This is a genomic window from Ruminococcus flavefaciens, from assembly GCF_900119075.1.
Classification (GTDB): domain Bacteria; phylum Bacillota; class Clostridia; order Oscillospirales; family Ruminococcaceae; genus Ruminococcus; species Ruminococcus flavefaciens_Q.
Genome location: NZ_FPIP01000004.1, coordinates 171,030 through 196,274 on the forward strand (window position 1 = coordinate 171,030; position 25,245 = coordinate 196,274).

Annotated in this window: 19 protein-coding genes and 1 tRNA gene; 16 read left to right on the plus strand and 4 right to left on the minus strand. The window is 46.3% G+C overall.

Annotation, left to right across the window (positions count from 1 at the left end; all coding sequences use genetic code 11):
• Positions 1 to 16 precede the first annotated feature (16 nt).
• The 10 genes from BT105_RS07720 (at position 17) to BT105_RS07765 (ending at position 13,348) form a co-directional block, all read left to right on the plus strand.
• On the plus strand, positions 17 to 1,354 hold the full coding sequence (locus BT105_RS07720; protein ID WP_072300184.1) for a Mur ligase family protein: 1,338 nt from the start codon (positions 17 to 19) through the stop codon (positions 1,352 to 1,354).
• The gene (locus BT105_RS07725; RefSeq protein WP_072300185.1) at positions 1,351 to 2,094 is read left to right on the plus strand and encodes a type 1 glutamine amidotransferase; all 744 of its coding nucleotides are present in this window, start codon (positions 1,351 to 1,353) and stop codon (positions 2,092 to 2,094) included. Before BT105_RS07720 ends, BT105_RS07725 begins: the two co-directional genes overlap by 4 nt.
• Before the next feature lie 274 nt (positions 2,095 to 2,368).
• Complete coding sequence (locus BT105_RS07730; protein WP_072300186.1) at positions 2,369 to 3,127, plus strand: zinc ribbon domain-containing protein; 759 nt, start codon at positions 2,369 to 2,371, stop codon at positions 3,125 to 3,127.
• Positions 3,128 to 3,475: 348 nt separating this feature from the next.
• A complete protein-coding gene (locus tag BT105_RS07735) occupies positions 3,476 to 5,020 on the plus strand; it encodes an oligosaccharide flippase family protein (RefSeq protein ID WP_072300187.1) in 1,545 nt (514 codons plus the stop codon).
• 108 nt (positions 5,021 to 5,128) lie between these two features.
• The gene (gene fusA / locus BT105_RS07740; RefSeq protein WP_072300188.1) at positions 5,129 to 7,210 is read left to right on the plus strand and encodes an elongation factor G; all 2,082 of its coding nucleotides are present in this window, start codon (positions 5,129 to 5,131) and stop codon (positions 7,208 to 7,210) included.
• A 62-nt stretch (positions 7,211 to 7,272) separates the two neighbouring features.
• A complete protein-coding gene (locus BT105_RS07745) occupies positions 7,273 to 8,349 on the plus strand; it encodes an alpha/beta hydrolase (protein WP_072300189.1) in 1,077 nt (358 codons plus the stop codon).
• Positions 8,350 to 8,714: 365 nt separating this feature from the next.
• A complete protein-coding gene (locus BT105_RS07750) occupies positions 8,715 to 9,824 on the plus strand; it encodes a CobW family GTP-binding protein (RefSeq protein WP_072300190.1) in 1,110 nt (369 codons plus the stop codon).
• A gap of 18 nt (positions 9,825 to 9,842) precedes the next feature.
• A complete protein-coding gene (locus tag BT105_RS07755; RefSeq protein ID WP_072300191.1) occupies positions 9,843 to 10,799 on the plus strand; it encodes a TIGR03943 family putative permease subunit in 957 nt (318 codons plus the stop codon).
• Positions 10,800 to 11,171: 372 nt separating this feature from the next.
• Entirely contained in the window at positions 11,172 to 11,771 is a 600-nt protein-coding gene (locus tag BT105_RS07760; RefSeq protein ID WP_072300192.1) for an RNA polymerase sigma factor, read from the plus strand.
• A complete protein-coding gene (locus tag BT105_RS07765) occupies positions 11,768 to 13,348 on the plus strand; it encodes a hypothetical protein (RefSeq protein ID WP_072300193.1) in 1,581 nt (526 codons plus the stop codon). The genes BT105_RS07760 and BT105_RS07765 overlap by 4 nt, the downstream gene beginning before the upstream one ends.
• A gap of 489 nt (positions 13,349 to 13,837) precedes the next feature.
• On the opposite strand, the gene BT105_RS07770 is transcribed toward BT105_RS07765, so the two are convergent.
• The gene (locus tag BT105_RS07770; RefSeq protein WP_072300194.1) at positions 13,838 to 15,202 is read right to left on the minus strand and encodes an MATE family efflux transporter; all 1,365 of its coding nucleotides are present in this window, start codon (positions 15,200 to 15,202) and stop codon (positions 13,838 to 13,840) included.
• A 168-nt stretch (positions 15,203 to 15,370) separates the two neighbouring features.
• Here BT105_RS07770 and BT105_RS07775 point away from each other — a divergent pair, with 168 nt between their 5' ends.
• From BT105_RS07775 to BT105_RS07790, 4 genes are read left to right on the plus strand one after another with little or no spacing between them, the layout of a single operon-like run.
• A complete protein-coding gene (locus BT105_RS07775) occupies positions 15,371 to 16,138 on the plus strand; it encodes a helix-turn-helix transcriptional regulator (protein WP_072300195.1) in 768 nt (255 codons plus the stop codon).
• Positions 16,139 to 16,846: a DNA/RNA nuclease SfsA gene (gene sfsA, locus BT105_RS07780; RefSeq protein WP_072300196.1), complete on the plus strand. Its 708-nt coding sequence runs from the start codon at positions 16,139 to 16,141 to the stop codon at positions 16,844 to 16,846.
• A complete protein-coding gene (locus BT105_RS07785; RefSeq protein WP_072300197.1) occupies positions 16,843 to 18,267 on the plus strand; it encodes a deoxyguanosinetriphosphate triphosphohydrolase in 1,425 nt (474 codons plus the stop codon). The genes sfsA and BT105_RS07785 overlap by 4 nt, the downstream gene beginning before the upstream one ends.
• Positions 18,260 to 19,231 carry an ion transporter gene (locus tag BT105_RS07790; protein ID WP_072300198.1) on the plus strand — a complete coding sequence of 324 codons (972 nt, stop codon included), beginning with the start codon at positions 18,260 to 18,262 and terminating at the stop codon, positions 19,229 to 19,231. The genes BT105_RS07785 and BT105_RS07790 overlap by 8 nt, the downstream gene beginning before the upstream one ends.
• A 286-nt stretch (positions 19,232 to 19,517) precedes the next feature.
• Here BT105_RS07790 and BT105_RS07795 read toward each other — a convergent pair whose 3' ends face one another.
• Both BT105_RS07795 and BT105_RS07800 read right to left on the minus strand, forming a co-directional pair.
• Complete coding sequence (locus tag BT105_RS07795; RefSeq protein WP_072300199.1) at positions 19,518 to 20,447, minus strand: hypothetical protein; 930 nt, start codon at positions 20,445 to 20,447, stop codon at positions 19,518 to 19,520.
• The gene (locus BT105_RS07800; RefSeq protein WP_072300200.1) at positions 20,440 to 20,994 is read right to left on the minus strand and encodes an RNA polymerase sigma factor; all 555 of its coding nucleotides are present in this window, start codon (positions 20,992 to 20,994) and stop codon (positions 20,440 to 20,442) included. The genes BT105_RS07795 and BT105_RS07800 overlap by 8 nt, the downstream gene beginning before the upstream one ends.
• A 231-nt stretch (positions 20,995 to 21,225) precedes the next feature.
• Here BT105_RS07800 and BT105_RS07805 point away from each other — a divergent pair, with 231 nt between their 5' ends.
• Together BT105_RS07805 and BT105_RS07810 are read left to right on the plus strand one after the other, a co-directional pair.
• Complete coding sequence (locus BT105_RS07805; protein ID WP_072300201.1) at positions 21,226 to 21,936, plus strand: response regulator transcription factor; 711 nt, start codon at positions 21,226 to 21,228, stop codon at positions 21,934 to 21,936.
• A 10-nt stretch (positions 21,937 to 21,946) separates the two neighbouring features.
• A complete protein-coding gene (locus BT105_RS07810; RefSeq protein ID WP_072300202.1) occupies positions 21,947 to 24,433 on the plus strand; it encodes a sensor histidine kinase in 2,487 nt (828 codons plus the stop codon).
• Between the two features lie 597 nt (positions 24,434 to 25,030).
• Here the strand turns inward: BT105_RS07810 and BT105_RS07815 are convergent.
• Positions 25,031 to 25,117: transfer RNA gene (locus BT105_RS07815), tRNA-Leu, on the minus strand.
• Positions 25,118 to 25,245 lie beyond the last annotated feature (128 nt).

Below are 25,245 nucleotides of genomic sequence, written 5' to 3' on the forward strand. Positions count from 1 at the left end.
AACGGAGTAAATCAAATTGAAACGACTTTTGATATTAATAGGAAAGATAATAGTCAAGCTATTACAGCTTATGCACCGCAATGCGGGTAATCTGCCGGGAATCGTGCTGTGGCATCTTTCACGGCACAAGGCAGTGTCAATGTTCAAGGTGGACTGTCCCATAATCGCCGTAACAGGCACAAACGGAAAGACCTCCGTAACCAACTGTATCGCTCAGCTTTTTGAGCGCAGCGGCAAGAAGATAATCATCAACAAGGAGGGCAATAACCTTGATACGGGAATATGCTCCATGCTGCTGAAATACTGCGATATGTCGGGAAAAGTCAAGGCTGACTACCTCATTCTGGAGACTGACGAATCCCATGTGCCTGTAGTGTATTCACAGCTGAAGCTGGATACCCTTGTGGTGCTGAACTTCTTCCGCGACCAGCTTGACAGAAACGGCGAAATGGAAACTCTTATCCAGAAGATAAACGGCTTCTGCAAGACCTTTGAGGGTAATCTTATACTCAACGGCGACGATCCCAATACAGCACGTCTGGGCAGGGCTAATCCCAACAATAAGAACGTGAAGTACTTCCACGCAGAGCCCTACGCCTTTGCTACAAAGAAGATATTTGAAGCCTCCGAGGGACGCTTCTGTCCGTTCTGCGGCGAGCCGCTGGAGTATGAGTACTATCAGTACTCACATATCGGAAAGTTCATCTGCAAGAAGTGCGGCTTCGGCGATTTCGAGCCATATATCACAGCAAAGGATATCGACCTTGAAAAACCTGTGTTCACCGCTGACGGTCATACTTATTCACCAAAGCTCAACAGCATTTACAATGTCTATAATATGACTGCTGTTGCGGCGGCGGCTAAGCTCTACAGCATCGACCAGAAGATAGTTGACGGAGTTATCAACAGCTACACCGTTAAAAACGGACGCATGGAGAACTTCATGCTGGGAAAGAGCAAGGCTACGCTGAATCTTGCCAAAAACCCTGTGGGCGCCAATATGACTCTCCGTGTAATGAACGAAATGCAGGGCGAAAAGGAGCTTCTTTTCGTGCTCAATGACAATATCGCAGACGGTCTTGACGTTTCGTGGATATACGATATCAATTTCAGTATCTTCGAGCGTGTTACAAGGGTTGTCACATCGGGCACAAGAGCCTACGATATCGCAGTCCGTATCAAGACAGCAGGATATGATCCTGCTAAGATAGTAGTTCGCCCTGACCTTGACAAGGCTGTTGAGGAGCTTGCAAGCACCGAGAGCCGAAAGTTCGTCATTGCAAATTACACTGCCGTTCAGCCTACAAGAGCGGCTCTGAAGCGCTATATCGCAAAGCATGGAGGTAACAAATGAAAACTATAAAAATTCTTCATATGTACGCCGATATGCTTGACCTTTATGGCGACAGCGGCAACATGGAGGTCATGGCTTTCCGCTGCAAAAAGCGCGGTATCGACTGTCAGATAGACAAGTATTCCATTGATTCGGAAATGCCTGATTTCAGCTCCTATGACCTCATCTATATCGGCGGCGGAGCTGACCTCGAACAGCAGCATATCTCCGCAGACCTGCTGAAATGCAGGGACGGTATCGTCAAGGCTTACAAAAACGGAACGTTCCTGTTCCTTATCTGCGGCGGTTATCAGCTCATGGGAAAGTACTACCGCGACGCTGACGGCAACGACATCAAGGGACTGGGACTTTTCGATTATTTTACTGTAGCTCCAAACAGCCGCAGAAAGCGCTGTATCGGCAATATCGTCATTGAGACCAAGCTCACGGGAAAGCCTGTTAAGGTCGTTGGCTTTGAGAATCACGGCGGTCAGACTCAGGGAGTAAAAACTCCTTTCGGAAAGGTGCTTTTCGGCAACGGAAACTGCTTAAAGAGCGAAGCCGAGGGCTACTGCGAGAAAAACGTCATCGCAACTTATCTCCATGGTCCCTGTCTGTCGAAAAATCCTGAGGTATCGGACTACATGATAGAGTACTGCATAAACAGGGGAGAGACCGAGCATATCGCTCTTGAAGCTCTCGATGATACTCTCGAAAAGGAATGCCGTCAGGTAATGCTGGACAGGCTTCTTAAAAAGTAAGGACAATGTAGGGGCGGATATTATCCGCCCGTGCCTTACTATGAGATGATAAATGACACATTGTAGGGGAGTCCGCCCTCGGACTCCCGTGTATGACAAACCGCGTTTGTTTCGGGCGAACACTGTTCGCCCCTACACATGGCATTTTTATTTGCAACGGGAATAACGGGCGCTCGGAAAGCACCCCTACATAATCTAATGACTTTTAAACAAGCAACAGACAGTTGCTTGTTTTTTTCTCACGATATGTTATAATAACATCAGAGGTGATGATATGGAAACAAAAAATATTATACTTGAACTAAGAAACAGTCACGGTTTGTCACAGGAAGAGCTTGCCGAAAAGGTATTCGTTACCCGTCAGGCTGTATCACGCTGGGAGACAGGGGATACAGTACCAAACACGGAAACGCTGAAGCTTCTGTCGGGTATCTTCGGGGTATCGATCAATACTATTTTAGGCTCGCCGAGAAAGCTGATTTGCCAGTGCTGCGGTATGCCCCTTGAGGACGAGCTTATCAGCAAGGAGACCGACGGCAGCTTCAACGAGAATTACTGCAAGTGGTGCTATGCCGACGGAAATTATACATATCACGATATGGACGAGCTTATCAACGTATGTGTTAAGCATATGGCTGCCAACGGCTTTTCTGAGGAACAGGCACGTGTCCACATGAAGGATATGCTGCCAAAGCTTGACTACTGGAAGAACCACAAGGAGCTCGAGGACGGCGGTAGGTTCGAGGACTTCAAGAAGCAGCTCATTGATGAGTTCAATGCGCTTGATATCAATGGTATGCCAAAGGTGGAAAAGCTTAACGCTCTTGTGGGCAGCTATGTGAATCTTGCCTATCCTATGCCCAGCGGCTGTGCGGTGAAGCTTCTTGACGACAACGCTACGTATCTCGGCAATCAGCTTGAAGCTGAGAACGGCAGGTGCTTTGGTATACTTGGCAATGTGGACTTCCTTATGGTCTGCACCTACGGAAAGGACGGCGCTGAGCCTGAGCTTATTCTCTACAAAAAGAGATAACGCCTTTCATATATACTCCGAAAAAGGGCTCTTTTCAACGCGAACACGTTGAATTTCAGAAAAATAATTTTGAGATTCTACGTATTGAACAAACGCTTCTATGTATAGTAGTTAGTGATTAGTGCATAGTGATCAGTAGGGGCGGATATTATCCGCCCTTTTTAAATGTGCTGTAAGCGATGTACAGTTATCGGTATTGATAATAGTGAGCGAGTTTACGAGCGGCAGCGTGGAAGCGGTCGAGCTGGCTCAGCTCGCAGCGTGGAAGTGGTCGAGCTGGCTCAGCTCGTTTTGTCATTTTTACAGTCTTTCTCCCATAAAATGTAGAAAAAACCCGGAGGAACTGTAATGATAAAAAGCAAGGTAGTCCGCGATACACTGTTGCTTACGGCAATGCAGCTGTTTCTCGACTCCGCAGCACTGCTGCTGAACGTATTCATAAACAAACAACTTGGAACATCTGCTATCGGTATATTGAGCCTTATGGGCTCTTTTCTGGGACTTGCAGGAATACTCTCCAACGGCAATGCCTTTCTCTGCACAAGCCGCCTTGTTTCGGAGGAATTCGGCAAGCCCTGCGGCAATCCAAACCGAATACTCGGTTACGGTGTGAAGCTATGCCTGCTGCTGAGCGCCGCTGTATCGGCAGGTGTGATATTGCTTGCGGAACCTATAAGCCGCCGTTTCTTCAGCGGCGCCCACATGACCGCAGCCCTGCGGCTCATGCCCTTTGCGCTTGTTACGGGAGCTGTGGCGGCTTGTCTTAAAGGCTATTTCAATGCTGCGCGCAGGGCTGCGGTCACAGCAGCAGGCGATATAGCCGAATTTATCACAAGATGTACGGTCATAATCGCTGCGACTTGTGCTGTGAAAAACTGTACTGAGGACGCTGTCTGCGGAATTATGATAGGAGGCATAATCGCAGGCAATACCATGTCTCTTCTGTTTCTGAGCATTGCTTATATCAGGTTCAGAGTTAAGGGGACGGGACGGTGTTCGCTGAACTTCAGGCAGTATGCCGCTTTTTCCTTTCCGATAATGGGCGGAAGTATACTGACGGCTGTGTTAAGCAGCACTAATGACGCACTGATACCCGTATGTCTGCGGCAGTACGGCGACTCAGCAGGGGACGCTCTCGGAAAATTCGGCGTTTTCGAGGCGATAGTCATTCCTTCTCTTTTCTTTCCGTCGGTAGTATTATGCTCCATGTCGGGGATAATAGTCAGTGAGGCTGCCCGAGCGAAGGCGGCGCAAAACAGCTCAAGAATAAAAATGCTTACTGAGCGCATAAAGGCGTGGACGCTGATGTTTTCCGTATTTGCGGCGGCGGTGCTCATGCGGTTCGGCTGTCAGATAGGTGAGCTTCTCGGCGGCGGAGAGCTGGCAGGTACTATGATAACTATAATCGCTCCCGTTGTGCCGTTTATCTACATGGAGATAGTTCTCGAAGCCATAATAAAAGGGCTGGGGCTCCAAAGCTTTTCGTCCATGAACTACCTTGCGGAGTACGTCATAAGGATAGCGGCAGTTCTCATTCTTGTGCCGAAAATCGGCTTTTACGGCATTGTGGTATCTTACTATGCAAGCAATATCTTCGGCAACAGTATGCGTTTCGTAAAGGTAACTAAAGCAGCAAAGGCTCGTCGGGCACTTTGTGGAACATTGATTTTGCCCGTAATACTGGCATTTCTGACTATGTGGACTTCTGAGACGATCATCGGACTCATGGAGCTTGATCTCGGAAAGCTCGCTGTTATGCTGTTTTTCGGGCTTATCTGGGGGACGGCTTATTTCGGGATTTTCTGCGCATTGGGGAAAGTTAAGCTATTTAGTAAATGCGGAGAAGACCTTTTTGTAAAAAATACACAACAAACTATTGAACGCATATTATAAAATGTAGAAAATTTTATGTTAGTATTGCAATTTTTTTATTAATGAATTATAATATTTGTATGCCGTGAATATCAGACGGATAAACCATTTAAGAGGAGAAACTTTGTCATGAAAGAATATGATGTAAACAAGGTGAAAAACATAGCATTTGCAGGCCATAACGGCTCGGGAAAAACTTCTCTTGCAGAAGCAATACTCTACAAGGCAGGAGCTTCCGACCGTCTTGGAAAGACTGCTGACGGCACAACAGTTTGCGATTACGATCCTGAAGAGATCAAGAGACAGATTTCAATCGGTACTTCTCTTGCTTCCTTTGAATATAACGATCTTAAAGTTAATCTGCTTGATACACCTGGTCTGTTTGACTTTGCTGCTGAAATGATCGAGGGTATCAGGGCTTCTGATACTGTTATGATAACCGTTTCCGCTAAGTCGGGCGTTAAGGTAGGTGCAAGAAAGGCTTACGAGGAGGCTGTAAAGCAGGGCAAGTCAAAGATGTTCGTCGTTACAAAGATTGACGACAAGGACGCTAATTTCTTCAATGTGCTTACAGAGCTCAAGACCGTTTTCGGTCCTACAGTTTGCCCTGTAGTTGTTCCTGTTGTAAGCAACGGTCAGATAGTTGAGTACGTTAATCTCATCGAGATGAAGTGCTATAAATACGACGCTAAGGGCAATCCTGTTGAGACAGAAATGCCTACAGCCGAGATATCCGAGAAGTTCGAGTACCGTATCGACGGTCTCGTAGCCGCTGTTTCAGAGGCTGTTGCCGAGACTTCCGAGGAGCTTATGGAGAAGTTCTTCGAGGGCGAGGCTTTCACTCAGAAGGAGCTTATCGACGGTATCCACGACGGTATGAACAGAGGTATCATCACTCCTGTAGTGTGCACATCTGCTGCCGACCTTGGCGGTATAGATATGCTCCTCAAGGAGATAGAGCTGCTTCTCCCGTCGCCTAACGAGGTATTTGCAGCCGAGGCTTACACTCCTACACAGGAAGTTGTAGAGGTAAAGTGCGACGTTAATGATCCGCTCTCAGCTTTCGTATTCAAGACAGTTGCCGATCCGTTCGTAGGCAAGATGTCATTTATAAGAGTTATGTCAGGCAAGCTTTCAGCTAACAGTGACGTTATGAACTCCACTACAGGCACAGCTGAAAAGATAGGCAAGCTCTATTCACTCTGCGGCAAGAAGCAGACAGAGGTATCAGCAGCAATGGCAGGCGATATCGTTGTAGCTTCCAAGATCTCCGCAAATACAGGCGATACTCTCTCAGACTCTTCAAGAGTTGTGGAGTTCGGCAAAATGGAATTCCCGAGACCTTGCTACTCAATGGCTGTAAAGGCTAAGGCACAGGGCGACGAGGCTAAGATATCCGTAAGTATGCAGCGTCTTATCGAGGAGGATCCTACCCTCACATATGCGCAGGATGAGACTACAAAGGAGCAGATACTCAGCGGTCTCGGCGAGCAGCATATCGAAGTTGCAGCTGCTAAGCTCAAGACCAAGTTCGGCGTTGAGGTCAACCTTACAGTTCCTAAGATAGCTTACAAGGAGACTATCCGCAAGAAGGTGAAGGTTCAGGGACGCCACAAGAAGCAGTCAGGCGGTCACGGTCAGTTCGGTGACGTTTGGATAGAGTTCGAGCCATGCGTAAGCGATACCCTCGTATTCGAGGAGAAGATATTCGGCGGCGCTGTTCCTAAGAACTACTTCCCCGCAGTACAGAAGGGACTGGAAGAGTCCGTCAAGAAGGGCGTTCTGGCAGGCTGTCCTGTTGTTGGTCTGAAGGCTATACTGGTTGACGGTTCTTATCACCCCGTTGACTCATCGGAAATGGCGTTCAAGACAGCCGCTTCTATCGCATACAAGGAAGGTCTCAGACAGGCTGATCCTGTAATGCTGGAGCCTATCGGCGAGCTTAAAGTAATTGCTCCCGATGAAAATACAGGTGATATTATGGGCGAGCTCAACAAGCGCAGAGGCAGAGTTCTCGGTATGGAGCCTGTAGGCAGCGGTATCACTCAGATACTGGCAGAGGTTCCTATGCGTGAGATGCACGACTTCGCAATGTATCTCCGTCAGACCACAAGAGGCATGGGAAGCTTTACCTTTGATTTCGTAAGATATGAGCAGCTTCCTGCAAATCTTCTTGCAGAGGTCATCTCATCTGTGGGAAATGTTGAATAAGTAATATACGGCGGCTGCCGCGGTTGCGGCAGCCGTTTTGGTTTATATAAGGGGAGAAAGATATGAGTAAAACCGGGAAAAAGAGCAAAAAGCGAGCCATTCTTATATTTATTGCGCTTTTTATCGTAATTTCTATCGTTGTGGGCTATGTTATCACCTGTGTGGAGATGAACAAGAACTTCGGGCGCGGTGATTATCCCGAAAGACGATTTGCAGCTACATACTTCTATGACCACTATGAAAACGAATATCCCCGTCAGGAGGTAAGCTTTCTATCGGGGGAGAATACGCTGAAAGGCTATATCTATGGTGGCAGCAACGACAAGGGACTCATCGTTTTCGCCCACGGCATAGGCGGCGGACATGAATATTACTTGAAGCTGCTGACAAAGCTTGTTGACGACGGCTGGCGAATCTTCGCCTATGACGCTACAGGCAGCGGCAACAGCGAGGGCGAGGGCTCCAAAGGACTTGCTCAGTCGGTGATCGACCTTGACCTTGCACTTGATTTCACCGAAAGCGATCCCGAGCTTGGAAAAATGGATACATATGTCCTCGGACACAGCTGGGGCGGCTATGCAGCGGCGGCAGTTCTGAACTTCGACCATGATATAAAGGGCTGCATTACCATGTCGGGCTACAATACGCCCTATGAGCAGCTGGCAAGCTCTTGCGACAGTATGTACGGCAAGGCAGGTATACTGCTTCACCCCTTTGTCTGGACCTATAACAAGATGAAGTTCGGCAAGGATTCCTCATGGTCGGCTGTGGACGGCATAAACAAGGCTGATATCCCCGTGCTTGTTATCCACGGCAATGAGGACGAGACCATAGGTTATGAGGAGGCGGCTGTTATCGCCCATAATGACGAGATAACCAATCCCGATGCCGAGTACAAGGTCTTTACCGAGGAGGGCAGGAACGGACATAATTCCTATTTCTATACTCCCGAGTACAGGGATTACAATAATAACGTGCTTAGTCCGAAATCCGAGGCTTTAAAGGAGAAGTACGGCAAGGATATCCCCGACGAGGAAATGGAGAAGTATTATGCTTCTGTGGATAAGGAGCTGTATAACGGCTTCAATCAGGAGCTTGTCGACCTTATAGACGACTTTTTCACAAAATGCATGGGTTAAACCATGATGCTTATATAGAAGTTTATAGTTATTTATCGGGGGAAACCTTTCTGAGGAAAGGTTCTCCCCCGAACCCCTTTCCAAAGACTTTTATCTGTTTTTTTCTCAGATAGGGCGCTCCTGCATTTTGCAGGACTCTTTATTTTATGAAGCGCCCTATCTGAGAAAAAACAAAACGAAAGTTTTAGGGAGAGAGTTTGAGAGAAGCCCCTTTTTCAAAAGGGGTTCTCTCAATAATAAGCATAAAAATCCTATATAAGTATCATGGTAAAACGCAGACGATTTGTGCCTAAATAGGGCTTGATTTATTTTTGTCAACGTGATATAATATTCTTTGAACGATTTTTTAGAAAGAAGTGTTTTAAATGACAAAAATAACTATTTTCTCGGGCTTTCTGGGCGCAGGAAAGACCACTCTTATAAAGAAGCTCATTCAGGAGGGCTACAAGGGCGAAAAGCTGGTGCTTATCGAGAACGAGTTCGGTCAGATAGGCATTGACGGCGGATTCCTTCAGGACGCAGGCGTTGAGATAACCGAAATGAACTCGGGCTGTATCTGCTGCAGTCTCGTGGGAGACTTCGGCAAGGCTCTGGAAAAGGTCCTTGCAGACTATGCTCCCGACCGTATCCTTATCGAGCCCTCGGGCGTTGGCAAGCTCAGCGACGTTATCCGCGCTGTTCAGAACATCAACGCTCATGACGTAGAGCTTGACGGCTTCACTACAGTTGTAGACGCAAAGAAGTACAAGATGTACATGAAGAATTTCGGCGAGTTCTTCGACAATCAGATAACCTATGCAAGCTGCCTTATCCTCAGCCACACAAGCGGTCTCTCGCAGGATAAGCTGGACGAGTGCGTAAAGAGCCTCCGCGAGAAGAATCCTGCCGCTCCTATCGTTACTACAGAGTGGGACGAGCTCACAGGCAAGCAGCTTGTTGACGCTATGACACAGAAGAATACACTTGATGACGAGCTCAAGGAGCTTCTTGAAGAGGCTGCACATCACGATCATCACCACCATGACCACGATCATGAGGAGCATGAACATCATCATCACGATCACGACCATGATGAGCACGAACATCATCATCATGACCACGACCACGATGAGCATGAGCACCACCACGATCACGGTCCTGACTGCACCTGCGGCTGCCACGATCATGACCACGATCACGAACATCATCACCACCATGCTGACGAAGTATTCACAAGCTGGGGCAGAGAGACTACAAGAACTTACACTATGGACGAGATACAGTCCGCTCTTGAAGCTCTTGGCAACGAGGAGAAGTACGGAATGATACTCCGTGCAAAGGGTATTGTTGCAGGTGCTGACGGTCAGTGGATACACTATGATTATGTTCCGGGTGTGCCTGATGTCCGCACAGGCTGTGCAGGCACTATCGGCAGACTCTGCGTTATCGGCTCAAAGATAAACGAAGAGGCTATTGCAGAGCTTTTCAAGGCTTGATAGAAAGGAGAATTGACCGTGCCTAATCAGGACGAACTGATCCCGATATACCTGTTCCTTGGCTTTCTTGAATCGGGAAAGACCAAGTTCATACAGGAGACCTTAGAGGATAAGCGCTTCAACAAGGGCGAAAAGACACTTCTCCTTATCTGTGAGGAGGGCGTCGAGGAGTACGATATCTCCCGTATGCCTAAGAAGAATGTCATTACTCACGTTATCGACGATAAGTCGGAGTTCACTATGGAGAACTTCACGAAGATACTCAATGAGAGCGGCGCTGAGCGCGTAGTCGTTGAATACAACGGTATGTGGCTCATGGATGATTTCTTCAAGGCTATGCCTGACGAGACAACTATCGCACAGGTAATGTGCTTTGTTGACGCGACTACATTCAATAACTACAACGCCAATATGCGCAGTCTCGTTGTTGACAAGTTCAATAACGCTGAAATGGTTGTATTCAATCGCTTTGAAAAGAGCTATGATCCTAATGAGTTCCACAAGGTAGTAAGAGGCGTCAGCAGACGTGCAGAGATAGTTTACGAATATACTGACGGCAAGGTTGCTTATGACGATATCGAAGATCCGCTGCCCTTTGACGTTGAAGCTGACGAGATAACCATTGAGGACAAGGATTTCGCTCTCTGGTACAGAGATATCATGGAGGAGCCTATGAAATATGACGGCAAGACCATGACATTCAAGGCGCTTACTGCCAAGAATGAGAAGTTCCCTGTGAATACCTTTGCGGTGGGACGTCATATCATGACCTGCTGTGTCGAGGATATCCAGTACTGCTGGCTGGTAGCCCAGTATGAGGAGGGCGCAGAGCCTGCAAACAAGGAATGGGTGACTGTTTCGGGCGTGATAAGCGTTCAGAAGCACAAGCTCTACCGCGGAAAGGGACCTGTACTTCTTGTGAGAAGTATCGGAAAGGCAGAAGCTCCCGAGCAGCCTGTGGCTACATTCTATTAAAAATAGTAAAGCTCCGAAGTGGTTATGCTTCGGAGCTTTTTGTGATAAATAACAGTTTAAATTTGTATGGATTGGTATTTCTATGTAGGGGACGGCGTCCCCGACGTCCCGATGTAGGGGCGGATAATATCCCCCCCTACAAATTATGATTTTCTTGATTTTTATTTGCGTAAGTGATATAATTCTGGTTGCGGATAGTAAAAAGAATTTTTGTTTTGATGTGCTAACAAAATTCAAAAATTTTTTTGAAATTATTTCGTCTTTTTCGGCGTCTGAAATCACTTATTTATGAAAGCTTTCATCAGGAGCTTCAGAGGAGCTTGCAAGTCAGGGCATTGTCCCTGCCTCTGATACTTGAAAGGAGTGAGGAAAATGGACGCCGAAACTAAATTACTAAGCGGAGGTGACGGAGCGATATTTACTAATGTACTGAATAAGGAACAAAGCTTTTCCAATGAGGAGGATAACACAGTAAATCGCCTTATTATCAGCTGCCGAAATTCAAAGGAGAGCCTGAATACTCTCTATACCATGTTCAAGGACAGCGTTTTTGCCGTTGCCTTCGGTATTACATCGGACTATCATCTTGCAGAGGACTGCGTCATCGAGACCTTTGTCAGACTTACACAGGTGAAAAAGTTCTCGCCGAAAAAGGGCGACGGAAAGGGCTTTATTCTCACTATTGCACGCAACGTTGCATTGGAGCTTCGCCGAAGACATAAACGAGAGGTCTCGAATTTTATCATACAGAGCTACGGCGAGGCTGAAAAGACTGTGGAGGACAGTATTTACATAAATCAGCTTCTGAAATATCTGAACGAAAAGCAAAGGGAAACAGTGATACTGCATTGCTGTGCCGAGCTTACGTTCAGACAGATAGCTAAAATAATGAAATGCCCTGAAACTACGGCAAAATCAAGATATCAAAAGGCAATATCCATATTAAAGGAAAAGGCAGGTGAACAGCAGTGAAAGATAACAGAATAAACGGAGCGGATGAGCTTGAAAAGGAGCTCAGAAATAAGATGTCGGAGCTTTCATCTAACGTTGACTGCTTTGAAAAGATCTCCGCAAGAGCTTTTCCTGAGACAGATCAGGATTTTTCAGACAGCGAGCTGACCGTAAGCGACCTTGAGAATGTCACGGGCAGACGCAGGGCTGTTCCCGTATTGAAATGGGTATCAATAGCTGCGGCTGCTGTGGTTTGCATAGGAGTTCTGCCGAGGACTGTCTTCTTTCAGGAGTTCATGGCTGATCTCGGTACGGATTCAAACAGGAAGTACCGTGACATGATCTCCGAGATACAGAGAGAGACCGAGGTCAATGATTATAAGGTCTACGATATGCCCCTCAGCGAGTACATCGAGGACGATATTCTTATATCTCCTTTATACAGCTGTCCCTTTGAGGCAGAGAACACAGACGATATAAATGTCCGTGTGTTCGTCAGGGAGATAGAGGGAGTTCTTACAAATCAGATATATGCTGTTGAGTATACAGGCGATTACAATGAATCAAACTTCCTTGCGGCTGCGGAGTCAAAAGCCAAGTTTACAAATAAGGATATCGAGGCTATCGGAGATATAAGCACTGAAGTCAATGACTACAAGGCGTACAGAGCGGCCTGCAATGCGTTTACGGGAGACAAATACGCATTGCTCGTTGACGAGGACGGCAAAAGAGCAACCGCTGCTTCATTCGCATACGTTCATATCTTCAAGTACGATGATGTTGTAAAGACCTTGCAGACTCAGGTGCTGTACTGCAATTATGATGAGGATTGCGAGAAGTATTACTACGATATGATGACAAGCTGCTATGATGAAGAATTAGGTGGATTGGTAGAATATATACTTCCCGAAGCTGATAAGCTATGGAAAACATCGCTGAATTACGACGGTTCAGACGCTATGCCTGAAGAGAACAAGTCTGCATTTAACAGAAAGGACTTCTTTGCAGATGCGGCAGAATATGAAGACTTAACTGAAACTCTCAGCTGGTATGAGCCTTACAATCTGGCAGATGAAGCTCTTGTTGATGACAAGGTGCAGACCATGAGATTCAGTGAAAACAGTGCTGTCAAGACATTTAAAACGCCTGCTGACAGCAGTATAAAGGCTGCTATGCGTATGTATGAGCCTTATATCACTCATTTTAGTTATGATTCGCAGAGCGATCCGACTATTGATATCAGTATCGACGGCAGAGATGAGCAGATAATCGTTCACAGCGGCAATATCGAGGGCGATTTTGCTGAACTTGGCAAAAAAACAGAAAAAACGACAAATGCTGCAGAGTTCAGCGGCGACCTGTTCGCGGAAGAACAGGAGCAGATGCAAAAGAATGCTGAAATAAACAGACAGATTCACGAGGCGGCTTTGAAATCAGAGGAGATACGGAAACAAGAAGAAAATGCTTCTCAGGCTTACGAGCAGTCAAAAGATGAAATATTGATAATTAATGACGATGAAAAAACAAGTCAGCCTTATAATGCGTTTATATTCAGCACGGATCAGTCATTTGTGCTTTCGAGCGGAGAACAAGAATAAACTTACGGCAGCTTGCTGAAAACAAAAGAAAGAAATATACAGCCCTACGTGAATAACCATAATACCCATGTAGAAATTTTATGCTTAATATTGAGAGAACCCCTTTTGAAAAAGGGGCTTCTCTCAAACTCTCTCCCTAAAACTTTCGTTTTGTTTTTTCACAGATAGGGCGCTCCTGCACTTTGCAGGACTTTTTTATTTATAAAGCGCCTATCTGCGAAAAAACCAGATAAAAGTCTTTGGAAAGGGGTATGGGGGTGACTCACCGCAGTGCGGGGAGATGTCACGCAGTGACAGATGGGCGCGCCTCCGTCAAAGGAACCTTTCTTCAGAAAGGTTTCCCCAATAATTAACTATAAGCTTCTATATAAGTACTATGATTACGCAGGGCTGGTTTTATGCAAAAAAAGATGCTGTCTGCGGGGGGAATTGCAGACAGCGGAGGATAGAGGAATGGTGATATAGAACAGATCGCGTATCGATCTTGGATCAGGCTGCGTGACGAAGCTTCTCAGGCTTAGCCTGCGGAGCTGCCATGTTTTTTTTGAGTGTGTGCTCAAAAGCGGTCATGTTGAGGAGAAGTGCTCCTATCCATGCCGAGGCTTCTGCATATGCAGTAGCGCGGAATCCGATGACAGGTATGAATAGCGCGATAACGCCTATTCTCAGTGCCATTTCGGCTATTCCCGATATCATAGGTATCATAGGCTTTCCAAAGCCCTGATTGCCGTTGCGGAAGATGAAGAGGAAGTCAACTGCAAAGAGGAATATTCCGCATATGGGGAGATAAGTCTTTGCTATGGCTATGGGTTCTGCTCCGCTTACCATTATCTTTGCAAGATATGTGGGCAGGAATACCATTACAGAGCCGAGTACCACATAGGCGATAGTAGCTATCGTAAGGCATACGTGAAGTCCCTCGCGGATACGGTCAAATCTGCGTGCGCCGTAATTCTGGCTGGTGAATGCAGACATTGCGAATCCTGCTGTGCAGGCAGGCTGCATAAAGAGGTTGATGAACTTGCTGCAAGCTGAATATGCAGTAGTATAGGCAACTCCCAGACCGTTTACGAAATACTGGATAACCATGCAGCCAACAGCTGTAATGGAGTTCATGAGCGCCATTGGGAGACCGTTGCTGAAAAGCTCGCCGTAAAGAGCTCCGTTGCCGCGGAAGTCCTCTTTTGTGATGTTGAGGACGTCTATCTTGCGGATACGTCTGAAGCATATAGCCGCAGATACTACCTGCGAGAAGATAGTTGCAATTGCAGCTCCCTCAACGCCTGTTTTCAGCACGAATATGCAGAATGTATCGAGGAAGATGTTGACTATGGTCGATATGATTATAGCTACAAATGGCGTTTTGCTGTCGCCCAGTGCGCGGAGTATGCAGGAGCAGAGATTGTATGCGATAGTGGCGATAAGTCCGCCGAAGATGAAGTAGCCGTATACAAGTCCGTCGTGCATTATAGCTTCGTCTGTGCGGAGCAGATGGAGTACGGGCTTTAAAAAGGCTGTGCTCAGGGCTGTCAGAGCTGCTGCTATTATGAAGCAGAGCATTGCCGATGAAGCAACGGAACGGCGGAGCTTTGAGTAGTCCTTTGCGCCGAAGCTCTGTGCGGTGATCACCGAAAAACCGTTGGCAAGTCCCATTGAGAATCCGAATATAAGAAACGTAAGTGAGGACATATTGCCTACCGCTGCAAGAGCGTTGTCGCCCAGTCCTTTGCCGACTATGGCTGTATCAGCGATATTGTACATCTGCTGAAGCATATTTGTCAGCAGCATGGGAAAGTAGAATTTAAGAATGAGGGAGCTTACTTTTCCCTGTGTGAGGTCGTTTGCCTTTGCCATATCCATACCCCCTTGAAGCTTTTATCCTTTGTGTTGTTTCCTGACTCTATTATAATCAAAACTCTCAGTAAATTATATCAGAACTATTGCTTTTATATCAAAAATAGGATATAATAGAATCAAAGCAACATATGAAAATAATATCGCAATTTTTGAAGGGGGGAGTTTATGAAGACTGACCGCGACCTTAACTACAGGCTGTATATCCAGCGCAGCGACGGCTTCACGCGCAGTCCGTTCCAGAATGAGCTGAGCTATTACAGAACCATACAGGCAGGGGACGTGGAGGGCGTAAAACAGCGCTTTGAGACGGTTCGGAAGAACTTTTTCGCAGGCAAGGGAACTCTTTCCGACGATCCTGTGCGCAATATAGTTTATCATTTTGTAACGGCAGTAGCCCTTGTGTGCCGTTTTTGCGTTGAGGGAGGACTGCCCCATGATACGGCTTATACCCTCAGCGATATTTACATACAGCGAGCAGATAAGCTGAATGACGTGGAAAAGATCATCGACCTCTTTCTCGAAATGCAGCTTGATTTTGCGGAGCGAATGAGAGTTCTCAAAAAGGAGAATGTTATCTCCCTCCATGTTCGCAGATGTATCGACTATATCTACGAGCATCTCCACGAGGAGCTGACGCTGAACGTACTTGCGGAATATGTAGGGCTGAATCAGTCGTACCTCTCCAAACTCTTTTCAAAGGAAACAGGCATGAGTGTGAAGTCCTTTGTCACTAAGGCGAAGATATCCACTGCTGAGAACCTGCTGAAAAACTCGGATTTTACCTGCCTTGATATATCGCTTGCACTTGGTTTTTCATCCCAGAGCGCCTTTATCAGCGTTTTTCGAAAGGTCAACGGCATGACTCCCAAAAAGTACAGGGAAATGCACTATATGGACGTCATCGAAGCCGACAAAAAGGAGCAGAAGCGCTGAATGAAGTACAAAAATATTAAGGCGGCGGAGTTCATATGCCGTCCCAACAGATTTATCGCTAAAGTCCTGATTGGCGGCAGTGAGGAGACTGTCCATGTTAAGAATACGGGCAGATGCAGAGAGCTTCTTACCAAGGGCTGTACCGTTTATCTTGAAGAGTCGGACAATCTGAGCCGCAAGACGAAATATGACCTTGTTGCCGTTGAAAAGCTGAGAAGCGGCAAACCGCCTCTGCTGGTGAATATGGACTCCCAGATACCCAATGCCGCAGTCGGGGAATGGCTGAGAAAAGGGGAGCTCTTTTCAACGCAGGCTGTGATTCGCCGTGAATTTACATACGGGGAGTCGCGTTTCGATTTCCGCATAGAGGACGGAGGAAAGGTCTCTTTCCTTGAAGTCAAGGGAGTTACCCTTGAAAATGACGGTTCTGCAAGCTTTCCCGACGCTCCCACTGAGCGCGGTGTGAAGCATATCCACGAGCTTATCCGCGCACATAAAGAGGGCTTCGGAGCTTATATCCTCTTTGTTGTTCAGATGAAAGAGATTCGGGAGCTTCGCCCTAATGACGCTACTCACAGAGCATTCGGTGACGCACTGAGGCTTGCAGAGCGTGAGGGCGTGAAAATACTTGCATATGACTGCATAGTTACTCCCGACAGTATGACTATAGATAAACCAATTCCCATAAGAACGGAGCTGAATATATGAACTGGAAAGAACTGCTTTGCGAAAAAAGACGCAGGAGCTACTCGACATCGGCTGTCAGCGCCGACCCGAGAAACGAATTTCAGAAGGACTACCACAGGATAATCGGCAGCGCTTCATTCCGACGTCTACAGGACAAGACGCAGGTATTCCCGCTTGACAGGGGCGATTTTGTGCGCACCCGTCTCACTCATTCGCTGGAGGTCTCCTCATTTGCAAAATCTCTCGGACAGATGATATTCCGCAATATACTGCAATATAAAAAGGATAGTGAGCTTCAGGAGTCCGATATTGAGAAGATATGCAGTATTCTTGAATGTGCGGGACTTGTACATGATATCGGAAATCCGCCTTTCGGACATTTCGGCGAGGACTACGTCCGTGACTGGTTCAGGAGAAATCTCCCGAAAATGGAGTTCGGCGGCAAGAAGATTGACGAACTTCTCGCACCTCAGATGATGGGAGACCTGTGCAATTTCGAGGGCAATGCGCAGGCGCTGAGACTGCTGACAAAGCTTCATTTTCTCGTTGACGGAAACGGCATGAATCTGACCTATCCGCTGCTTAATACTATTATAAAGTATCCTGTTCCGTCCACCGGTATAAACAAGAAAAGCGGCAACATCAAGGACAAGAAAATGGGCTATTACTACGCAGACAGGGAAATATTCGAGGATATCGTGAGCTCCACGGGAGCAGTGGACTGCCGTCACCCTTTGGCGTTTATCCTTGAAGCCGCCGACGATATCGCATACAAGACCGCCGACACCGAGGACGCTGTGAAAAAGGGCTTTATCAGCTATTCTCAGCTTCTTTATGAGCTGAAAAACACCTATATGGACAAGTGTGCCGACGAGGGCGAGCGTGAGGAGTACAGCAGAGCTGTTGAAAAGCTTGAATCCTACTATGCACAGGCGTTGGAGAACGGGCTGTCATCTCCCGAGCAGAATGCAGTCCAGCGCTGGATAATCTACGTGCAGGGCGTTCTGCTGAGATGTGCCGCTTACGGCTTCACCAGCAATTACAGCGCTATCATGGAGGGCACATTCCCCAAGGAGATAATTGCAGTCTCTCACGGAAACGCTCTTGCCTATGCGCTGGGCGATATGGCTTACCGTTTCGTGTTTAAATCTAAGGAGATATACAAGCTTGAAGTGGCGGCAGGGGAGATATACGAATTCCTCCTTGACAAGTTCACCCGTGCGGCTGTGCTTTACGATACGGAACTTGAAAGCTCCGCCATTGAACAGCGCGTCATGCGGCTCATATCCGAGAACTATATCCGCGCCTACAAGGTCAGCGCCGAGGGTAAGTCCGAGGCTGAGAAGCTCTATCTCCGCCTTATGCTTGTGACGGACTACATCTGCGGCATGACCGACGGCTACGCGAGAAAACTTTACAGGGAGCTGAGCGGAATTGAGTGACAAGACAAGAAAAAGCGCAAAGAAGCGCATTTTTGACATTATCCAGATAGGCAACAGAAACGACCTGCCCAGCCTGCTGTTTGATTACTTCATAGTGGCGGTTATATTACTCAATATAACTATAGTTTTTCTCGGTACATTTGACGAGATTTCGGGCTATTCCATGCTGTTCAGAGCCGTTGAGACCGTTACCGTGGGAGTTTTCTGTATCGAGTATATCCTGCGTATCTGGACTGCCGACCTGCTCTATCCCAAGAAAAGTCCAATGGGCGCAAGGCTGAGATTCCTGCGTTCCTTTGACGGTATCGTTGACCTGCTGACTATACTGCCGTTTTTCTTCCTCAGCGGATTTATCGTGTTCCGTATGCTGAGAGTTGTGCGGATACTTCACCTTTTCAGAGTAAACGCCCATTACGACTCGTTCCACGTCATAACCACGGTCCTTGTGGAGAAGAAGAACCAGATAATATCCTCGGTATTCATCATAATCGTGCTTATGCTGGCTTCGTCGCTGGGTATCTACAGCGCCGAGCATAATGCTCAGCCGGGAGTGTTCAAAAACGCCTTTTCGGGTATATGGTGGAGCGTTTCCACGCTTCTCACCGTTGGCTACGGAGATATCTACCCCGTGACGGTTATAGGCAAGATAATGGCTATACTCAGCGCCTTTCTCGGCGTGGGAGCAGTTGCTGTCCCTACAGGTATCATCAGTGCAGGTTTCGTTGAGCAGTACACCAAGAAGCAGTACTCCGACGTGCGTTTCAGCGACCTTGACGAGGTAGGGGAGGTCCTTGTTGATAAGGAAAGTGTATTCAGGGGACTGACTGTTGTGGAGGCTGACGAGAGGTTCAACGTCCGTATCCTTGTGATACTCCGCGGAGAGCTGACCGTAATGCCTGTGGACGACTTACGTATCAAGCAAAATGATATACTTATTGTGCGCGGTGATAAGATAGATAAGTGATTTTTTTACATAAATATAAAATAAGGTGCAATATTTGTTAAGAATCTCCAAATAATGCTTCCCCTTATTGACATTAGTGAATATAAATGTTATAATATACTTGCGAAAATAATTGGGTTATTATTTGAGCGTGACCAAAGTCGGCTATCTGCACAACAGCTGTACGGAGGTAATTTCTTTGTAATGGACAAATCAGAGGAGCTGTATTCATAGGCGAATACAGCTTTTGTCCTTTTATGGCGGATAATAAATGTAAAAGGTCTCCCGAGGGAGACCTTTCGTGTTTTTATGAACCGCAGAACAGCTCGTAGAGTCTGTCGGGCATTGGAGCATCACCACAGTCAGTTCCGTCTGTTCCATACCTCATGACCCATTTATGTTCAAAATTAAGTGCGTATACTCTGTTGTTATCATTGCTATCTATGAGATAAGTATTTGGTGCTTCATAGTCGGTTACCGCAAATTCAGCTGCGGTGATTTGTCTGTATTGGATGCTTCTGAGTATCTCAAACATTTCTGGACACTGGTACGAACGCCATGTTACATTTGAAGCTTTGGTACATGGCAGATGTATTACCCAAGGCTCTGTTGCAGATGTCGGTTCCGTTACTTTTGGAAATGTTGTTTTTACTATAGTTGTGGTAGTTTGGGCTGTAGTAACAGGCTTCTGAGTTGTAGGTGCAGATATTGTCTTTTTGGGTTCTGTATTGAGCTCGGTTGGCTTTTCATCGGGAGCGTTGTTTTCAACATTTGCTGGCAACTCGTCGTTATCGGCTTGGGAGTTCACAGCAGCAGGCTTTTTCTCCTCATTTGCCTTAGTTGTGGGAGCTGTATTTGTGCTTTCCTTTGTTTCTTTCTCTTTATCCTTTTCTTTCTTGGTTGCAGCTTCGGTGCTTTCCGTCTGCTTATTCTCAGTTTCGGTGGTTTTCTCCGTAGCCGCAGGCAGTATTACATCAGACGGCTTGATATGCCTTGTTGGACGGTACTTGTGGAGAAGCGCTCCTACTGCGCCGAAGCCTGCTATAAGTATGAATGCCGAGGCGAGAGCGGCTATGCGCTGCCACCTTATACCGCTGCGTACCTCAACTCCTGATACAGTAATAGCGGACTCATCTTCTGTTAGGCGTTTTGCCGATGTTTCGGAGCTTATATCGGCTTCTCTGATAAGGTCGTCGTCGATGAGGTCAATGGCTTCAAATAATTTCATTTTATTCATGCTCGAAACCCTCTTTCTTCAAAAATTCCTTTAGCTTCTTTCTTGTCCGAAAAAGATATGTGGCAACTGTTTTCTCGTTCATGCCGAAATACTCGGCTATCTTTGAAAGGCTGTCGCCGTACCAGTAGCGCCGCACGAAAATCTTGCGGTGCCGTTCGTCCTGAGTTCGCAGGAAACGGCTTATTGACGCGGCGAGCTCCTGTGCGGAAATATTGTCATCACGCCTGTCGGGGATACACTCGGCAAGCTCGTCCAGCGATACGCTCAGCTGCGAATCGCGCTTGGCTGCGGTGTTGTATTTCAGGCGGTCTATAGCCTTGTTCTTGACTATGCGGCACAGGTAGGTCTTAAGGTCGTCAGGCTCGTCCGGCGGTATCCTGTTCCATATATCATAGTAGGCGGAGTTTATGCACTCCTCGATGTCCTCGCGCCGTGAAAGGATATTTCCTGCGATATGACAGCAAAGTCTGTCGTATTTCAGCTTTAGTTCGGCAATTGCCTGTTCATCTCTTATTCGGAAAAGTTCGATGATACTTTTATCATTCATGTGTGCTCCTCCTTTCGGGAGGTTGAGGTCCCTCTTGCTTATATAGTCGAATTATTTCGTGGGATATTTCACTTTTTACAAAAAAATCCGAGCTTTTTTTAATATTAAGAAAAAATTAAGATTTTCGGCAGGGGAAAAACAAGAAATGCACTTTATAATATTGACAGAAGAAAAGCACAGCGGTAAAATATATAAGTACAATTAGTTTTTACTGCCGAAAGGACTTTTATCATGATAAATATCGAAAATTCTTCAATACTTGTGGTGGACGACGACCACGATATCGTAAACGCTATTGCCACGCTCCTTTCCCGTGAGGGCTACAGGATATACAAGGCGTACAACGGTCTTGAAGCCATAGACTCTCTCATGCAGAACGACATTCAGCTCATACTTATTGATGTTATGATGCCGAAGCTGGACGGACTGTCGGCTATGATGAAGATACGCGATACAAAGAATATCCCCATAATAGTTCTCTCCGCAAAGTCAGAGGACAGCGATAAGATACTGGGGCTTTCCATGGGAGCTGATGATTATATCACCAAGCCCTATAATCCTATGGAGCTTGTGGCTCGCGTTAATTCCAACCTGCGCCGATATCTGAGCCTTGGTGCGGCAGACAGCGTTCAGAAGGGGAATGTTGTCCGCATAGGCGGTCTTGTTCTTGACAGGGACGCTAAACAGCTCTCTGTGGACGGTTCTCCTGTGAAGCTGACAGCTACAGAGTACAAGATAACCGAGCTTCTCATGTCAAATGCAGGGCGTATTTTCTCCGCAGAGGAGATATACTCCCGTGTGTGGAACGAGGACTCTTACTCTATCGAGAACACTGTTATGGTACATATCCGCCACATAAGAGAAAAAATAGAGATAAATCCCAGTGAACCGCGCTACTTGAAGGTAGTCTGGGGCATTGGCTATAAAGTGGAGAAACAATAGGAGTGATAATATGATCATGAAAAAGCGGCTTACGCGTATAATCGCGTTTATAATATCCTGCGTGCTTGTGGGAATATGCGTTTTTCAGTGCGTTTTCATTATAAATGAAAACATGAAGCAGGTAGAAGACCGCAATAACCGCGCTGATGTTATGGAAAGCTATGAATATACGCGAGATATGAATGAGCTGTTCGACAAGCTCTGGGCGATAAGCAGTATATATCTGCGCAATGTAGATGATAAAAGCAAATATACCTGTTCCAAGGAGTACGAAAAGTCAATAAAACAGGCTATGCAGGAGCTTGGTCTCATGGACAGGAACGGTCATCTTGTAATTGATAATCCACGCGGTTTTAAGTATTATGCAAGCTGCGGAGAATCCATCTGTATGAATAGCGTCCCTGAAGCCCTAAAAGGTGAATACAGTATCGAGTATGAAAATGGCGGCGTGAGCAAAATTCCCAAGGGCGTAAACTGGCATTATAATCCCGATATGCATTGGTATACAACGAATTACGGGCTTACATATTACATAATGTACGGCTCGCTGCCAAAGCAGGCTGTTGCGCTGTATGATTTCGATACTACGGGATTGGACAGCTATATAGACGAAAACGGTGCAAAAATATACTACAGGACCGACGGAAGTACTCCTCTTCCCGAAAAAACGAATATAGATAATTTCAGCTATGAGAGTGCAAACCGTGAGGCTCTTGAACAGTTCGACTATGACAGAGAGAATGTACATTACGTTCTCCCTGATGAAAGAAACGGATTTGACGGCAGCGGTATAACCGACGAGGACAAAAGCATTGAAAATGTCTGGGATATGTCCGAGGTAACAGATACCGATGTTTATATGTTCTTTGATGAGCAAAGCAGAGAATGGTTAAAGGTAAGAAAGGATAAATTCCAGAAATATAAAGAAAATAATAACGACATAACTATTTATATCAAGCCCTCAGACCAGCTTATCGCGGAGTATGAGAGCTATCATTCACAGCGCGAGACTGCGGAGCAGGATTCAGTGCACAGAGCTATGCCATTTCTGCCTGTGGGAATTGCAGGAATCATCATAGGTATTGTTCTGCTTTTTGTATGCGGCTATGACGCAGAGAAAAAGAAGTTTGTGCTTTCAATGCCTGACCGTATATTTGCGGAGCTGCCTGTGATATTCATAGGCGGGACTGTGGCTGGCGTTATTACTCTGGCATACGGGATAGACGATATCAGGCGTTCTCTTGCCGAGTACTACACCGATGTTGACATGGGCGGCATAATCACAGGAAGTGCTGTTACTGCCTGTTATGCAATAGGTCTCGGCAGTCTTATAACTCTTTCCACACGCATTAAATGTAAAAGCTTGTTCAAGACCTCGCTTATCTGTAAGATACTCGCTTTTATCTGGAAGTATCTGAAGAAATCTGCTTCATTTATCCGCAGGATCTTAAATCATCGCAGTATGAAGCATATCGAGAAAATCTCCCTGAAAAAAGACATTTTTATGCGAAGATTCATTATCCGCACAGCCATAGCTGTCGGAGCAGAGTTTGTAATGGCAGTTTTCTCTCTGCCGTACCCATACCATAATATCGAAGGCTTCATGTTCGGTTCTGTCATCGTGCTTTTGGTCTATGTTTATTTCAGCTTCCGCGACCACGCGGAGATAGCAGGCGTAGCAAAGCAGATAGCCGATATGAACGGCGGTGACTATTCGCCGAGAGTTGTCTCTGAAAAGTCTCCTGCATACGGTATGACAAACAACCTCAATAATATTTCAGACGGCATAAAGAGTGCAGTAGACAAGCAGGTGCAGTCCGAGCGTATGAAGGTTGAGCTTGTCACAAATGTATCTCATGACCTGAAAACTCCGCTGACTTCGATAATAAGCTATATAGACCTGCTTTCAGCTGAGGAGATGAGTCCTGCGGCAAGGGATTACGTGACTATCATCAGCCAGAAATCAGACCGCCTGAAAGCAATGGTATCAGACCTTTTCGACCTTGCAAAGGCAACAAGCCATACCGATGTCAGCAATGAGGAAATAGACGCGGTTATCCTTACTCAGCAGGTGATAGGTGATATGGCGGACAAGATAGCGCAGTCGGGTATGGAAGTCCGCACGGATATCAAGGTGCAGGCTGCGCCCATAATGGCAGAGGGCAGAAAGCTCTACCGCGTATTGCAGAATCTTATAGATAATGCGCTGAAGTATTCAATGGAAGGCACAAGGATATACGTTACTCTTGACAACGATGACACGTCTACACATATTTCCGTCAAGAATATCTCCGCAGAGGAAATGGATTTCACTCCCGAGGAGATAACCGAGCGCTTTACCCGCGGCGACAGATCAAGAACTACCGAGGGCAATGGTCTCGGACTGTCCATAGCCAAGAGCTTCACCGAAGCCTGCGGCGGTCAGTTTGAAGTCGTCATTGACGGAGATATGTTCACTGCAAACGTCATACTGCCACTTGATACTAAGCAGAATTAAGGTACAAAATATCTATGCTTTTCATGCATGAAGAATAAAAAGCCACCTGTTTATGTGAACTGAACCATTTTGTACGTACGGCACAAAAAAGCCCCATAGCGACGGGAAAAGCTTTGCTGACTTTCATTTTAACTCTGGCTACTGCCATTTGATGCTTCGTACTATTGAGTATTCTGATCCGCAAGGCAAAATAGAGCTTCTTGGGGATAACTACAACTGGGCTAAGAAAGCAAAGCTAAGAATCTATCCTGGCGATGATTTAGTGTATATTAAAGGCTTAATCAAGCAGAGCTATGATTCACTGTTTAATAATTAAAATATAAAAAGCCGATAGTTACCAAAGCTATCGGCTTGATTCTTTATATGGTCAGCAGAAAAATGGAGGGTGAGATATGGTGAGGAGGTATGACACAAGGGTGCGAGAGGGTTAATGCCGAAGAGGCAAATGATAAGCATGGCTAATGGCTGCCTACTGAGTCGCTATTAGAAAGTGAGCAATGATGAAAGGTAGGAACGAAAAAAGAAAAGCATCCCTATAAATAGGGATGCTTTTCACTAACGTCAAATGAGTATTATCTCCATTGTGACGTCTAAATATGGTGCGGATAACAGGACTTGAACCTGCATGAACTTGCGTTCATATGGACCTGAACCATACGCGTCTGCCAATTCCGCCATATCCGCATATGTCTGAAATTTTTCACACGGCACAGACTTACCGAGGCGGACTGTAAAACCAGTAGCTCCGCAGTACCATAATATTTTATCACAAAACGGAGAGCTTGTCAAGCTTTTTTAGAAAAATATTTTGT

Coding starts and splice junctions, on each gene's coding strand:
- BT105_RS07810 (WP_072300202.1), top strand. CDS start 21,947: ATGATCATGAAAAAGCGGCTTACGCGTATAATCGCGTTTATAATATCC.
- BT105_RS07725 (WP_072300185.1), top strand. CDS start 1,351: ATGAAAACTATAAAAATTCTTCATATGTACGCCGATATGCTTGACCTT.
- BT105_RS07775 (WP_072300195.1), top strand. CDS start 15,371: ATGAAGACTGACCGCGACCTTAACTACAGGCTGTATATCCAGCGCAGC.
- fusA (WP_072300188.1), top strand. CDS start 5,129: ATGAAAGAATATGATGTAAACAAGGTGAAAAACATAGCATTTGCAGGC.
- sfsA (WP_072300196.1), top strand. CDS start 16,139: ATGAAGTACAAAAATATTAAGGCGGCGGAGTTCATATGCCGTCCCAAC.
- BT105_RS07735 (WP_072300187.1), top strand. CDS start 3,476: ATGATAAAAAGCAAGGTAGTCCGCGATACACTGTTGCTTACGGCAATG.
- BT105_RS07745 (WP_072300189.1), top strand. CDS start 7,273: ATGAGTAAAACCGGGAAAAAGAGCAAAAAGCGAGCCATTCTTATATTT.
- BT105_RS07750 (WP_072300190.1), top strand. CDS start 8,715: ATGACAAAAATAACTATTTTCTCGGGCTTTCTGGGCGCAGGAAAGACC.
- BT105_RS07805 (WP_072300201.1), top strand. CDS start 21,226: ATGATAAATATCGAAAATTCTTCAATACTTGTGGTGGACGACGACCAC.
- BT105_RS07730 (WP_072300186.1), top strand. CDS start 2,369: ATGGAAACAAAAAATATTATACTTGAACTAAGAAACAGTCACGGTTTG.
- BT105_RS07795 (WP_072300199.1), bottom strand. CDS start 20,447: ATGAATAAAATGAAATTATTTGAAGCCATTGACCTCATCGACGACGAC.
- BT105_RS07800 (WP_072300200.1), bottom strand. CDS start 20,994: ATGAATGATAAAAGTATCATCGAACTTTTCCGAATAAGAGATGAACAG.
- BT105_RS07760 (WP_072300192.1), top strand. CDS start 11,172: ATGGACGCCGAAACTAAATTACTAAGCGGAGGTGACGGAGCGATATTT.
- BT105_RS07785 (WP_072300197.1), top strand. CDS start 16,843: ATGAACTGGAAAGAACTGCTTTGCGAAAAAAGACGCAGGAGCTACTCG.
- BT105_RS07770 (WP_072300194.1), bottom strand. CDS start 15,202: ATGGCAAAGGCAAACGACCTCACACAGGGAAAAGTAAGCTCCCTCATT.